Raw genomic sequence first — 13,609 nt, 5'->3', positions numbered from 1 at the left:
GCGGCTGCGCGCGCCGAGGCATTGACACTGCTGTCCTGGGCTCGATAAATATTGAACCTTCATCGGTGTGCGTTCCGGTGTCAGATAACGGCGCACTACCTGTCAACCCCGGTGAGCCGTCTTGCGGAAACGCCCGGCCGGCGGCGCCGCCGGGGATTGAAGATCCTCCCGAAATGCGCGACCGCGTGCCCGAGTGCGGTGTTGTCCGTCACGGGAGATCATGCAGGTGACCTCGTGCGCTCTCAGTGGTTCGGGCCGCTACGTCACCCCAAGAGCGGCAGGCCTGCCGCGTACCGCCGGAAGAAGCCGGCGGTAGGGGTGTCTGCCCGGGCAACGACGTCCGGAGAGCCTTCTGCGACCACCCGACCTCCGTCCGGACCGGCCCCTGGTCCCAGGTCTATGACCCAGTCCGCGGACGCGGCGACGGGGATGTCGTGCTCGGCCACGACGACGGTGTTGCCCGAGTCGAGTAGTACATCGAGTGCATCCACCACACGTTGGACGTCGGACGGGTGCAAGCCCGAGACGGGCTCGTCGAGAACGACGAGCCCGGCCTTGTGACTGGTGGCACCTCTCCGGATCGTGGATGCCAGCTTCAGCCGCTGCGCTTCACCGCCGGACAATTCCGTGGCGCTTTGGCCCAGATGCAGATAGCCGAGCCCGACCTGATTCAAGGCTTCGAGGATCTCTGCGAGCTGTCGGGTCTCGGAGAACCGCTCCACGGCCTCGGCGACGGTCAACTCCAGCACTTGATCGATGGCCAATCCCTGATAACTGATTTCCAAAGCCTCCGCCTTGTAGCGCCGCCCCTCGCATTCGTCGCAGACCACCCACACGTCCGGCAGGAAGTGCATGTCGATCAGCTTGCGGCCATAACCGGTACAGGTCTCGCAGCGACCGCCGCCTGCGGTATTGAAGCTGAACCAAGAGGCATCGATCCCGCGTTCCCGTGCCAGGTCGGTCTCTGCGAACAGCTTTCGGACGATATCGAACGCTTTGCTGTAGGTGGCCGGGTTGGACCGAGGCGTCCGCCCGAGCGGTTCTTGGTCGACGACGGCGACCCAGCCGAACCCGCCCAAGCCGGTCACTTCCCGTACTGCCTCGCTCCCCGTCCCACTCAGGACGGCCGCCACACCCGCACTGAGCGCGTCGAGCAGGCTGCTCTTGCCGCTGCCGCTCATCCCGGTCAGGCAGGTGAGCCGACCGACTGGAAAACGCACCAGGTCCGCGGTCACGTTATGCGCATACAGGCCGTGCAATTCCACCCAGCCGATGTCGTCCCCGATCGGACGGCGGACCCGGCGCAGCCGCGGCCCCCACCGGATAGATAGCGCCCGGTCAGCGACTTCGGGTGAGTAGCCACATCGGCAGGAGCCCCCGAAACCAAGACCTCGCCCCCAAGGCGGCCCGCCCCCGGTCCCATATCGATCACCCAGTCGGCTCGGGCGATCAGCTCGGGGTCGTGTTCGACCAGAAGTACCGTGTTACCGGCCTCCCGCAGTTCCAGGGCGATGTCGAGCAGGTGTGCCTTGTCCGCGGGATGCAGCCCGGTCCCTGGCTCGTCCAGGACGAAGATGACAGCACTCAGTTCGGTGCTGAGCTGAGCGGCGAGCCGCGTGCGTTGTAACTCGCCCCCGGACAGTGTCACCGCGCTCCGGGACAGCTGGAGATGGGCCAGGCCGAGCCGGTCGAGGATTCCCAGCCTGCGGTCCAGGTCTTGCAGCAGCGGCTCACCCACCTCGCGCTGCCGGGCTTCCAGATTGCTCGCCACGCGCCGCACCCAGCCGCGTACTTCCCGTACTTCCACTTCGACCAGATCCGGGTATGTCAGTCCACCGAGCAGTACGGATCGGGCCACCCCGTTGTATCCGCCGCCGCCACAGGTAACGCAGGGCTGCTTGCGCATGTACGGCAGGTAGCGCTGCTTGGCGCTGGATGTCCGCGCGTTCATGAACACCCGTTCCACCTCGGCGAGCGCGCCCCGCAAGGGTTGACTCGAGGTATAGGTCATCAGGGCCGTCTCATTCTTGTTCGGCATGTCGACGGTTGCCTCGACCTTCTCCTCACCTGTGCCGTACAGCACGCAACGACGGAACTCCTCGGGCAGCGACTGCCAGGGCCGACCGAGGTCCACCCCCCGTTTCTCGGCAAGTGCCGGTACGAACGCGTGTTCCCCCGACCGCCACTTCGCGAACCACGGCGAGGCCCCTTCGAACAGGGGGAGCTCGGGGTGGAGGATGATCAGGTCCTCCTGTGCCTGCCAACGGCCGCCCGCCCCGTGGCAGTCCACACAACTGCCCTCCGGGGTGTTGCGGTCGAAATGAGCAGTTGTCAGATATCCGTTCTCGCCTTCCTCCGCCGGGTCCGTACCGATGCCAGGGAGGCGCGAGTACAGCAGTCCCAGGTGCCCGTCGATGCCGGTGAGCGTGGCGACCGTGGAGCGGGGGTTGCGGTTCAGGCGGCGTTGGTCGACCGCGAGCGTCACGCCGAGTCCCAGGATGCGGTCGACCTTCGGTCGGTTGCGCTGGGTTATGTACTGCCGTACGAATGGCGAAAGCCCTTCCAGGTACCGCAATTGGGCCTCAGTGTGCAGAGTGTCGATGGCCAGCGAGGTTTTACCGCTGCCACTCACTCCGGTGAAGGCGACGAGCTGTCCTTTGGGGATGCGTACCGATACATCCCGCAGATTGTTGGTACGGGCCCCCACCACGTCAATGGTCTCGCGGGTCCGGCGCCCCGTATCCGCGAGACCCTGCGCCGAGGTATACGACCTTTGTTCACTTCCCGCAATACAGCGATCCGGAGACGGAGAGGTGTCGAGGAGGGACTGAGTCTCTTCGAGATCCCCTGGTGTTCCACGCATGAAGGTCCTTGTCTGTTCACGGCCCGACCACGTCCATCGGCACCGGCTGGTGAGACCATGTTCGACCCAAAACTTGACACCTTATGTCAGGGTTCCTGTTTCGTTTCGCAGCATCCAGCTCCTGCCCGCCGGACCGAAGTGCCGGTACCGCGGCAGGCGAGCGTGGTCGAGCCGGTGAATTCCGACGTGGCATGGGCGTGCGACGTTGTCGTAACGGTGGGATCGACGTCCCCGTGTGGCGGGTCTCGGCAGCGCATGCGCGTTGCAGGGTCGAGAAATCGGGTTGCGTTCGGATACGCCGGGCCGCTCTGTTCGAGAAAGAAGTGGGTTCGGCTGATTTCAGTTCAGGGAGCCTGGAACGGCTGAAATAACTGTGTGGGTATGTATCGCCGAGTGAGTGTGAAGACCTGGTTAGACACTGTGAGCCCGTACCTCCAGGGGCACAGCGACACAGGCAGTGTATCGAGAGGATCTGGCGGACAACATATTTCGGTAACCGTTGACCCGATAAACCCACGCTGGGAAGGGGGCCAGGCGGCATCTTTGGTCAATATATAGACATGGTTGATGCCCTTGTCCAGCACATGCCAGTGGAACTCGGCTCCGTTGTCCGTCTGGATCGTCTGCACCGCGAACGGCGGCTGGGACAGCGCATAGTCGAGTAACTGGATCGCGGTCTTCTGGTTGTTGCGCGGGTAGATCCGCATGAGCCGCGGCCGCGTTGCAGGTCTGTTCCAGTTGCACGCGTAGCCGCCGTTTTTCAGCTAACGCATCGGCCAGTTCCCGGGGCCGCGCGCTCTTGCCACCCATCCACGTAGGTTGGCATCGCGTTCGGCCTTGTGGTGACCGTTCGGTGCGGGCCGGACCGCCCGCGACGGTGCTGGAACTGGTGCGGCGCCAGCGTGCGCTGGTGGCCGAACACGACGGTGGACCCTGGTGACACCTGCTGTTGCCGTCAGGTGCCGACGGCGAAGTCGATCGCGACAACCGATGAAGTCGTCCCCGGTCGATGGACCAGGGACGACTTGATCGTGCGCGCACCCAGCGTGGCCCGCTATGAACACTGCACAGGTCTATACCCTGCTCGTCAGGCAAGGCCATCGACGTGAGGTCCGCTCGGCGGCGTCTACGCGGTCCAGATTTCCGATGAAGTGGACTGGGCCAGTATCCCTTCAGGCATCGTTTCGGCGAAGCCTCCTGCCGGATTCCCGCTTCCGACACCTTGGGCTGCAGTACTTCCGGGGCCGTCCGACGTTGCCCTGCTTCAGCCGCTCTCCGCATTCTGGGCAGAAGCGATCTCCAGTAAGTGCATCACCGCGCAGGTACTCCAAGATCTTGCGACGGAACTCGGGGTGATACCTGAGCAGAACAGAAAGTCTTCCTACGCCGTATGTCAGCTCCTTGCCGAACTCTTCGTACTCGGGACGACTGCGGACCAGGGACTGAACCAGCTGCCTCACCAGGGAACTCGAAGCCATCTCGTATCTATGGTCCTCGTACCCTTCGAGCACCTCCACATGCTCGGCGAGCTGCTCTATGGCCGTGAGCATGTCCCGGTCGAGCAATAGACGCAATGCCGAGGCATCTCCTCGCTGCATCCATCCTGGAAGCATTTCATGGCTGATCTCTTGACTCAGAAGGTCGTTGGCGACACGGCTATCCAATGCATCATGGCGGCGGGTACGACGTCGGCTCAAAGGTCTACCTCTTCCACCGAATTCGTCTGCCTGGCCTTCCGCTCACAACGCTCCCGATGGCTGAGGCATCGGCCGAACAGACTCCCGAAAGCGTCGACCACTTTCGGCACATCCTCCGGCCGCGCACGCAGTAGGGCGATCCCGGCCACCAGGATGATCGTCCCCCACCCTCCCGCTGCTGCCACTGCCAACCCGGTCGAAATGGCCACAGATAACACCTCCAAACGCAGAGAAGCCCCCTACGAGCGGGGGCTTCTGGGCATGAAAAAAGCCCTGGCCAGTTGGCTCAGGGCTTGATCGGGCACACGTATGGCCGATCGGGGAGTAGGATACTTGCCGTGCTCCATAGCAGTCAATAGTGGATATCTGCCCTGGTAGACGCATTACGCGCAGCTGGTAAGAAGGATCTGTTCGGGGTCGGGTTTCGTCCGGACTGCACTTTCGGCGGTGCTGCCCTTATTCGACGTAGTCAGTGCAATAACGCTGAGGACAAGGAGCATGCGTTGAAGGCGGTGAAGGTGTTCGAGAGCACTTACGGCGCCAAACATCCCAAGGCCGTCGCCAAGGTCCTCGACGATCTGGACGAGCTGCTGGCCTTCTACGACTTTCCCGCCGAGCATTGGATCCACCTGCGCACGAGCAACCCGATCGAGAGCACCTTCGCCACGGTCAGGCACCGGACCAAGGTCACCAAGGGGCTAGGTTCGCGGGTGGCAGGGCTTGCCATGGCGTTCAAGCTCATCGAGTCGGCTCAGACCCGCTGGCGCCCGGTCAATGCCTCGCACCTGGCCGCCCTTGTCCGCGCCGGCGCGACCTTCGTCAGTGGTCGGCTCGTCGAGCGACCAGCAGAGACGGCCGCTGCATGAGCACACCAGACCATCCGACCAGCAGCAGGCGGCCGTGGCCCACCGACAAGCTGAATGCGTTGCGGCTCGGCCGGCGATTGGTCACCGAAGTACCCGCATCCCAGCCAGGTCGGCGAGCATTCATCGGCATCACCCCGGTCGCCACTCCAGCCGACGTCGAAGCTCACCGACAGGGCTGGAAACGAACCGACCGCGCCCGAACGTTCCATCTCCAGCACTGGGACTACGACGCCACTCGCATCGACGGCCTCGACTACGACATCGACGCTGTCCTGATCCGGTCCGCCGCAGCCGCCGGCGAGTCGGAACTGACTGCCACGCTCGAAATATGGCAGCTGCGCCCCGAACAATTCCTCTACCCCTGGCAGACCGACAACCCGACATAACCACACCAGACCGTCAGCTCAACTCATCCACAGGTCTTGACTATTTCTCGCCAGGGCATCGAGAACAGGTAGCGTCCAGGGTTGGGGACAGGGCTTGGTAGTTGACCGTTGACCACAGGTCAGGACGGCATCATTCGTGCGTGGTCTGCTGTCGTCGCAGAACCGCTCTGGCCAGTTCGGCGGGCGTTGCCGTGGTTGTGTCGACACTCGTGTCGTAGGTGTATCCGTGCTCGTGAACTGTGCGGGAGTGGCCTCGCGCCAACCCGATCGGGTGGCCGCGAGCCAGTTCCCGCTGCTCGGCGACGGCCAGTGGGCAGGTGACGCGGACCAGCTGAACGTCCAGGCCGGTCAGTGCATCCATCCAGATCGGCAGCAGATCCGGGGTCAGCAGCATCTCGTCGATGACCAGGTGGTCCCCGCCGTGGGCGAGCTGAGCGGCTGCGGCGCAGGCGGAATGCAGCATGCGCCGTCCGATGCGGCCGTAGCGGATGACCACTATTGGTTGGCCGTCCGCGTCGCGGCCGGTGCGGTCATACCAGAATCCGTCTCTGCTGAGGGGGCCGTTGCGTCCGCCGCCCCAGTTCGGCGGCACCAGGCTGAACAGGGTGTCGATTCCCCAGTAGAGGAACGGGGTGTCGCTCTCGTCCTGGATGGCGCGGGCCAAGGTGGTCTTGCCTGAGCTCGAGGTTCCGTTGAGGAAGATGACACGGCTGGGGGGTTCTGTACTCGGCATCCGACCAGACTATTCAGCCGATCAGGGTGTGGACTCGGCCCTCGCGTCCGCACAATTTCGCGCCCGTCAATGCCCATAGGTGAGCGCTGCCCGAACCGGGCGGTGGGTGTCCTATCGTCCGGTGCCGGCCGAGCGCGAGGGGGCATCGCGCCCGAGTATGGCCCGTGGTGCGATCGGCTTGTGGCAGTGGCTGCAGGCCAGGTAGGGGAGCGTGTCGTGGTCACAGTCGGTGTGGCGGAGCAGAACCGGGGGCCCCTGCTCGCTCATCAGGTATGTGTCGCCCCATCGCAGCAGGGCCAAAATGACCGGTAGCAGATCTTTGCCCGCCGTCGTCAGGTGGTACTCGTGGCGCGGCGGCTTCTCGCTGTATCGGCGCTGTTCCACGACCCCGTGCTCGATCAACGACTCGAGACGATCGGCGAGGATGTTCGTCGAGATCCCGAGTTCGGTGCGCAGTTCATCGAACCGGTGCAACCCCTTGAACGCGAACATCGAACGGACGATCATCAACGTCCACCGGTCACCGATGATCTCGACGGTCCGGGCGATCGAGCAATCCATGTGGGCCAGATTCGTCTCACGCATCCACTATCTCCTTTTCTGCACTATCGGCCATTCGGATTCAGACCTCCAGGGATGTGGCCGATCTTGCCTTGCTACCCCTCAGCATGTAACTTGCATTTTGCAAGTTACACTACTCGCCGCAGGCTCATGCCGCTCCCGGCCGGCGCAACCGATACACACCGGTAGTCGATATGAGCAGGCCGGCATCTGCTTCGAACCGCCACCGCAACAACGGAAGGACCACCGTGGTCGATACCCTATGGCTCGACGACATTCACGTCGGAGACCGATTCCGCACCGACGTCTACAACCTGACCGCCGACGCGATCATCGGATTCGCCACCGAATGGGACCCCCAACCGTTCCACCTCGACGACCGTACCGCTCAGGACACCTTCTTCGAAGGACTCGCCGCCAGCGGCTGGCAGACCGCCGCCATCACCATGCGCCTGCTCGTTACCACAGGTCTGCCACTGGCCACCGGAATCATCGGCGCCTCGATCGACCTCACCTGGCCCACCCCCACCCGCCCTGGAGACCAACTCCACGTCGAACTCGAAGTCACCGACGTACGCACCTCCCAATCCGATCCCAGCCGCGGGTTCATCACCACGGCCTACGACACCCTCAACCAACACGGCGATATCCGCCAGCGCACCACCGCCCGACTGCTGGCATTCACCAAACCACGCTGACCGGTCGGCCACCCACCAACCAAACAGCCTCGGGTTGTCCAATAATTGATGCATTCTTGGACGCGGCCCACTGTCATCATCGCTGGTCAGCGATAGATCAGAACCGACGATATGTCTACAAACAGCGATAGAACAGGCACAGCCGGGACGTGCCCAACCCGCAGTTGGGCCGCTCTCGAGAGCTTCAGCTTTCGATGGAGAAGGTGAGACCATCGGGTCCGGTGAGCTCAGCGACTACGCTCCGGCCGTCCACGGCATGCACTCGGCAACTTCCGCTGGGCAACACGGCAGCCCGCCGTTGAACCTCGGCGACGGAGTCGACGGCGACGATCAGGTTCCAGCCTGCCATGATGTTTTCCTTGTCGAGCTCGGCGAATTCCGTATCGCGATCGGTCATCCCGAAAACGTGAGGGTAGAACTCGGCGGCAGCCACCGGATCGGCGCTCAGATGCCGTAACCGCCGCGGCGCCGCAACAGTTTCCGGCGAATGCGTCCAGCCTCGCCGCGGGGCCCGTTGCCACAGCGACACTGCCGCACCGAACGGATCGAACAGTGTCGCGATCCGGCCGTCATCTCCGGCGTCGAAGGGCGGCACCACCTGGGCGCCGGCCTCGACCGCGGCCGCGACCCGCGCGTCCAGTGAGGTGACCGCGAGATAGTGGGCGAGGTGGGCGGGGGTTCCAGGCGGATAAACGGCTGCGCTCGAGTCGCTGAGCCCGCCGATACGGTGCTCGCCGGTTCTGATGACAGTCGCTTGCCGCCACGAGCCCTGGTCTATCTCGAATGACCAGCCCAGCACGGCGGCAAAGAATGCGGCCGTCGCGCTTGGATCATGCGTCTTCAGGTCGACCCAGCAGAAGGTCCCATCCGGCCGGTGCAGCAGGTCTTCAGAAGGTTCAGTACTCACGGATTGTCAGCATCGCAGGCTCACAAGCGAGCAATGCCGTGGCAGGCAAAACTGTTTACGAGTCGATGCATTCTCGGACAAGTGGACTCGGAATCATCGCTGGTCAAAGGTGTTCGTTGGGTCAAATTCGTCCAATAGTCCCCCTTTTTGTGAACACTGCTGCCGACGAACCGAGGACCTCATGCCGGCGATCTTGTAGAGTTCGGCCGTCAGCGGCGTGGTTTGGGGGTTGTGGTGATGCGCAGGGGTTTACGACGGACCGGGCTGGCGTTGGCGGCTGTTCTTGCGATTACCGCGGGTGGTGCTGGTGGGTCGCATGCCGATCCGCGCCGCCCGCCGAACCGGTGGTACTCGCGCTTTCAGCACCGACCGGCCCGTATCCGGTGGGTGTCACCGAAGTGCGCATGGTCGATTCCGGCCGTATCGATCCGTGGCATCCGGATCGACCAGTTTCGGTCCTCCCTCGCGTGGTAGTTCGGCGCGAACGCGTAGGGCCGGGGGGTCCCTCGCGGTGGTCGCGCCCTCCACCTCAGCCGCTACGTCAACGACCAGCGGCGGTGGATGCGGGATCAGGTGGCGGCGGAGCAGGGCTCGGCGCCACCTGAACTGGAACCCAACAGGCAGGGCAGGTCATCGATGTCACTTGAAGGGCAGCAGCCTCAGCGGATTTGTTCGCATGTACGCCTGTTGTATCAGACCGCTGGTTATAGTTCGGCTGATCTCTTGCGTGGTTGGTTGCCGCTTGGTTGAGTAGTGCACATCCCCACCTCGAAGTGGGGAGTGGCTCCGGAGTATGGGAGGTCGGTGGGGTGGAGCCGGTGACGATGGTGGCGGCCGCGGTGGCTGCCGGTGCAGCCGCAGGGCTGACCAGCACCGCCGAGCAGGCGGTCATCGACGTATATCAGGCGCTGAAGCAGCTGATCACCGGTCGGTATCGGTCGGTGGACATAGAAGTGGTGGAACAGCAACCGCAGTCACCAGACCAGCAGGAGGTGCTTGCCGAGGAACTCCGGCAGGCTGGCGCCGGCAACGACGAAGAGTTGCTGGCCGTAGCGAGTCGGGTGCTGGTGGCGGTGCATCATCACACGCCACAGGCCGCCGAAACGGTCGGTGTGCGGTTACATGAGGTCCGCGCCGGTGAAATCGAGATTACCGATGTCGCCTCTACCGGGGGCGGGGTGAGCGTCGAGAACACCTCGGTGGACGGCTCGTTCACGGTCACCGGGATACGGGCGGGAACCGGGCAGCCGCCTCACCCTCCGACAGCGCAGCAGTAGCAGACGACCGGGATGCTGCTGCGCCACCTGATGCCGCGCCCGCGATCTCCATCACCGGCGTGCAGGTCGGCCGGGATATCGTCATCCACTACACGGTCGTGCAACAACTTGCGTCGCGGCCGAGGGTGACCGCTACCCTGCCGCAGGATGGGGTCACGTTCGTCGGACGTGACACCGAGCTGCAAGTGCTGCTCGAGGCCGCTGCTGGGGCGCGGGTGATGCGGATCCACACCATTGACGGCATGCCTGGTGTCGGCAAGACCGCCCTGGTGACCCGGGCCGCCCACCGGTTGGCCGAGAAGTTTCCCGACGGCCGCTACTTCGTCGAACTGCATGCCCACACCCCGGGACGAACTCCCGCCGATCCTGCCGAGGTGCTGGCGAGGCTGCTCACAGATCTCGGCATCGACCCTCGCTTCCTACCCGACACCCTGGAAGGACGCCGGGACCTGTGGCTGGACCGGGTAGCCGGTAAGCGGGTACTGCTGGTCCTCGACGACGCGAAAGATCACGCGCAGATCGAACCGCTGCTGCCCACGGGAGCCAACTGCCTGACGTTGATCACCAGCCGCCGACACCTGACCGCTCTCGACGGCGCCTACCCCCTGACACTGAGGGTGCTCGACCCCGAGACCGCCGCCGAATTGTTCCTCACCCTCGCCCGCCGAACCACCGACACCGACCAGGCCGCGGTCGTCGAGATCGTCCGGCTGTGCGGGTTGCTGCCGTTGGCGATCGTGCTGCTCGCCGGCCGCCTGGCACACCACCCGACCTGGACCATCACCGGCCTGGCCGACGAATTCGCCGCTACACAGGCCCGGCTCGACGAACTCCAAGCCGGGCCACGAGCGGTACGGGCAGCGTTCACCATGTCCTATCAGGAGCTGCCACCTGAGCAGCAACGACTGTTCCGGTGTCTGGGCCTGCATCCTGGCCCGGACACCGACACCCGTGCCGCGGCAGCGTTGGCTGATCTCTCCGTCACGGTGGCGCGGACCGAGTTGGAGGCGCTCTACACCGACCACCTCATCGAGGAAACCCAACCCGGCCGCTACCGGTTACACGACCTGCTCCGTGAATACGCTCGTGACCTGGCCAACACCGACCAACCCGAGACCACCCGTCGAGCGGTGGAGCGGCTGCTGAACTACTACCAGGCCACCGCCTCCGCGGCGGGCCGGTACTTCGCCTACCGCACCCGCTCCACTCAGTCCGTCGCCGCATCGCCCGACGATTCGGTGCAGGAGTTCGGTGACGAGGTGGAGGCGTGGACGTGGATGCGTATCGAACGCGGCAACCTGCTCGCCTGCCTCGAGCACACCGCCAAGCACCAACCACGGCGACTGGTCGTATTGACCGGTACACTCGCCGGGCTGCTCGAACGTGACGGACCGTGGCCACAAGCCGTGGACCTTCACCGAAGGGCTCTGGTCACAGCGCGTCACCTCGCAGACCGGCTCGGTGAAGCCGATACCCTCACCAACCTCGGCAATGTACGTGAGCTGATCGGGGACCGTGCTGACGCTGCCGATCTGCATCGGCAGGCGTTGATCATCTACCGTGAGCTCGGCAACCAACTCGGTGAAGCCGACGCCCTCACCAACCTCGGCATCGTGTATATGCGGATCGGGGACCACGCCGATGCCGCCGATCTGCATCGGCAGGCGTTGATCATCTACCGTGAGCTCGACAACCGGCATGGCGAAGCTCGCTCTCTCAGCAATCTTGGTGTCGTGCGCGGGTTGACCGGGGATTATGCCGATGCTGCCGACCTATACCGGCGGGCATTGGTCGTCTTTCACGAGCTCGGCGACCGGTTCGGTGAAGCCAATGCCCTCACCAACCTCGGCATTGTATACCGGTTGATCGGTAACTACGCTGATGCGGCCGAGCTGTGCAGACAGGCCCTGGTCTTGTACCGCGAGCTCGGCGACCGAGTCGGTGAAGCCCGCGCTCTGGGCAATCTGGGTGTCATACGCGGGGAAACCGGAGAGTGTGCCGCCGCCGCTGATCTGCATCGACAAGCACTGGTTTTACACCGCGAGATCGGCAGTCGGCTCGGCCAAGCCAACGCCCTCGCCAACCTCGGCAACGTGCGCCGGTCGGTGGGTGCCTATCCTGACGCTGCCGACCTTTACCGGCAGGCACTGGTCTTGTACCGCGAGCTCGGCGACCGGCTCGGCCAAGCCAACGCCCTCGACAATCTAGGCGTCGTGCACCGGTTGGTCGGTGCCCATCCCGACGCGGCTGATCTGCACCGGCAAGCACTTGCCCTGCATCGCGAGATCGGCAACCGATTCGGTATAGCCAACGCGCTCGACAACCTCGGCGTCGTATATGGCTCGACCGGGGATCTTGCTGGCGCCGAAGACCTGCACCGGCAGGCACTTGCCCTGCACCGCGAGATCGGTAATCGGCTCGGTGAAGCCGAGGTACTCAGCCAGATCGGGCAGCTGTTGTTGGAGAGCGGTGAACCACGCAACGCGCTGGAAGTGTTCACTGACGCACTCGCACTGGCCCGCGCGATCCACAACCCGCTAAAACAGGCTCGTGCCTTGGAAGGGGCGGCTCGGTGCCGGGTCTGCCTTGGCGACACGGTCACTGCCGTGACCGAACTACGGGAAGCCGTCGAGATCTACCGCCGCCTCGGCGCGGCCGAAGCAGACCCCGCCGCGGCACACCTCGCCACACTGGAATCCGCCCCGCCGGCACCCTGAGATCTGTCGTTTGGTGTATACGCTTCCTGTGTGTAGCGATGCGGCAGCCGGAACTATAGGCCGCTCTGTCCGTTCCGCTTCAACATGGCGGGCGGCAATACGCTGGCCTGCGGTTCGGAAGGTTGGTCCGAACAGTTCGTCGGCGTGAGAGTTCGGTTCTACTTTGCGGATATTGGTATGTTTGCCAGTCGGGGTTGCGCGTTGTGGAGTATCGGCGGTCGATCGCCAGGTAGTGGTCTTCTGAAGCGGGTGAGTCTCCCAGCGGAGGCTATCGTCCTGTTGTTACGGCGTCGGTATGGTCTTTCCGACGGTTTCTCGGTTCTCGATTGCGCGGTGCGCTTCGGCGGCTTGTTCGAGCGGCAACACCGATCCGATGACCGATTGCAGTTGGCCCGTGGCTGCGAGCGTGAGAACCTCGGCATCGAGCAAGCCACGACGATCGGGAGGAAGTGTCGCGGCCGCGTATCCGATCAGCGACACGTTGCGCACCATCACTTCCGAGGCTGCGATCGATGCGGGACCGTCGCTGGCTCCGCACAACACCATTCGGCCGGTGACCGGCGCGAGCAGTGGCAACACGTGAGCGGACATGATCCCGCCAACCGTATCCAGTACTACTTGAACAGCACCACCGGCGGCGTCACGAACACGATCGACCCAGTCCGAGGCGCGGTAGTCGATCAAGAGACTGCCGACCGCGCCGCCGATCTCGCCCGCCGGTGGGGGTCATGGCCGCCGCTCTGCGCAACAGCGAACTCCCTGATACCAGCGAGGCCATGGAGTTCGTTGCTCATGGAGTGGACTCTGCCCTCACCGACCTGCGTGCCGACACTGCTGCCGCCGGTCGTATACCTACCATCGACACCCGGCTCCCGCCGGTTACCGCGGCGGTGGACCCGGACCA

Annotated in this window: 12 protein-coding genes and 1 pseudogene; 5 read left to right on the top strand and 8 right to left on the bottom strand. The window is 64.2% G+C overall.

Annotated elements, in window-relative coordinates:
* Window positions 1-263: 263 nt before the first annotated feature.
* From B0T44_RS27610 to B0T44_RS18915, 4 genes are all read right to left on the bottom strand, one after another.
* Window positions 264-1,265: an ATP-binding cassette domain-containing protein gene (locus B0T44_RS27610; protein ID WP_217697567.1), complete on the bottom strand. Its 1,002-nt coding sequence runs from the start codon at window positions 1,263-1,265 to the stop codon at window positions 264-266.
* On the bottom strand, window positions 1,232-2,707 hold the full coding sequence (locus tag B0T44_RS27605) for an excinuclease ABC subunit UvrA (RefSeq protein ID WP_217697566.1): 1,476 nt from the start codon (window positions 2,705-2,707) through the stop codon (window positions 1,232-1,234). Before B0T44_RS27605 ends, B0T44_RS27610 begins: the two co-directional genes overlap by 34 nt.
* 1,328 nt (window positions 2,708-4,035) lie before the next feature.
* On the bottom strand, window positions 4,036-4,437 hold the full coding sequence (locus B0T44_RS18920; protein ID WP_139348003.1) for a hypothetical protein: 402 nt from the start codon (window positions 4,435-4,437) through the stop codon (window positions 4,036-4,038).
* Between the two features lie 119 nt (window positions 4,438-4,556).
* Complete coding sequence (locus B0T44_RS18915; RefSeq protein ID WP_139348002.1) at window positions 4,557-4,769, bottom strand: hypothetical protein; 213 nt, start codon at window positions 4,767-4,769, stop codon at window positions 4,557-4,559.
* Between the two features lie 267 nt (window positions 4,770-5,036).
* On the opposite strand from B0T44_RS18915, the pseudogene B0T44_RS18910 reads away from it, so the two are divergent.
* Together B0T44_RS18910 and B0T44_RS18905 are read left to right on the top strand one after the other, a co-directional pair.
* Window positions 5,037-5,426: pseudogene (locus B0T44_RS18910) on the top strand (transposase); the annotation flags it as partial.
* Window positions 5,423-5,812: a hypothetical protein gene (locus B0T44_RS18905; RefSeq protein ID WP_217697565.1), complete on the top strand. Its 390-nt coding sequence runs from the start codon at window positions 5,423-5,425 to the stop codon at window positions 5,810-5,812. The pseudogene B0T44_RS18910 and the gene B0T44_RS18905, both read left to right, overlap by 4 nt.
* 130 nt (window positions 5,813-5,942) lie before the next feature.
* Here the strand turns inward: B0T44_RS18905 and B0T44_RS18900 are convergent, their stop codons facing one another.
* Window positions 5,943-6,545 (bottom strand): chloramphenicol phosphotransferase CPT family protein, encoded by a 603-nt coding sequence (locus B0T44_RS18900; RefSeq protein WP_077121162.1) that lies wholly within the window; start codon window positions 6,543-6,545, stop codon window positions 5,943-5,945.
* A gap of 111 nt (window positions 6,546-6,656) precedes the next feature.
* Window positions 6,657-7,130, bottom strand: a complete 474-nt coding sequence (locus B0T44_RS18895) for a winged helix-turn-helix transcriptional regulator (protein WP_077121159.1) — start codon at window positions 7,128-7,130, stop codon at window positions 6,657-6,659.
* A 224-nt stretch (window positions 7,131-7,354) separates the two neighbouring features.
* Here B0T44_RS18895 and B0T44_RS18890 point away from each other — a divergent pair, with 224 nt between their 5' ends.
* A complete protein-coding gene (locus B0T44_RS18890; RefSeq protein WP_077121156.1) occupies window positions 7,355-7,804 on the top strand; it encodes a MaoC family dehydratase in 450 nt (149 codons plus the stop codon).
* Between the two features lie 184 nt (window positions 7,805-7,988).
* On the opposite strand, the gene B0T44_RS18885 is transcribed toward B0T44_RS18890, so the two are convergent.
* Window positions 7,989-8,711 carry a VOC family protein gene (locus B0T44_RS18885; RefSeq protein ID WP_139348001.1) on the bottom strand — a complete coding sequence of 241 codons (723 nt, stop codon included), beginning with the start codon at window positions 8,709-8,711 and terminating at the stop codon, window positions 7,989-7,991.
* A 746-nt stretch (window positions 8,712-9,457) separates the two neighbouring features.
* On the opposite strand from B0T44_RS18885, the gene B0T44_RS18880 reads away from it, so the two are divergent.
* Together B0T44_RS18880 and B0T44_RS18875 are read left to right on the top strand one after the other, a co-directional pair.
* Window positions 9,458-9,988 (top strand): Het-E N-terminal domain-containing protein, encoded by a 531-nt coding sequence (locus B0T44_RS18880; protein WP_139348000.1) that lies wholly within the window; start codon window positions 9,458-9,460, stop codon window positions 9,986-9,988.
* Window positions 9,989-10,047: 59 nt separating this feature from the next.
* Window positions 10,048-12,705 carry a tetratricopeptide repeat protein gene (locus tag B0T44_RS18875; protein WP_077121151.1) on the top strand — a complete coding sequence of 886 codons (2,658 nt, stop codon included), beginning with the start codon at window positions 10,048-10,050 and terminating at the stop codon, window positions 12,703-12,705.
* Window positions 12,706-12,987: 282 nt separating this feature from the next.
* On the opposite strand, the gene B0T44_RS18870 is transcribed toward B0T44_RS18875, so the two are convergent.
* Complete coding sequence (locus B0T44_RS18870; RefSeq protein ID WP_077121149.1) at window positions 12,988-13,389, bottom strand: zinc-binding dehydrogenase; 402 nt, start codon at window positions 13,387-13,389, stop codon at window positions 12,988-12,990.
* Window positions 13,390-13,609 lie beyond the last annotated feature (220 nt).

This window comes from Nocardia donostiensis, assembly GCF_002081715.1.
Taxonomy (GTDB): Bacteria; Actinomycetota; Actinomycetes; order Mycobacteriales; family Mycobacteriaceae; genus Nocardia; species Nocardia donostiensis.
This window is presented reverse-complemented; position numbering and strand designations above follow the sequence as displayed.

What these genes read in the sequence shown, in the direction of transcription:
- B0T44_RS18905 (WP_217697565.1), top strand. Translation starts at nt 5,423, where the DNA reads ATGAGCACACCAGACCATCCGACCAGCAGCAGGCGGCCGTGGCCCACC.
- B0T44_RS18900 (WP_077121162.1), bottom strand. Translation starts at nt 6,545, where the DNA reads ATGCCGAGTACAGAACCCCCCAGCCGTGTCATCTTCCTCAACGGAACC.
- B0T44_RS18895 (WP_077121159.1), bottom strand. Translation starts at nt 7,130, where the DNA reads ATGCGTGAGACGAATCTGGCCCACATGGATTGCTCGATCGCCCGGACC.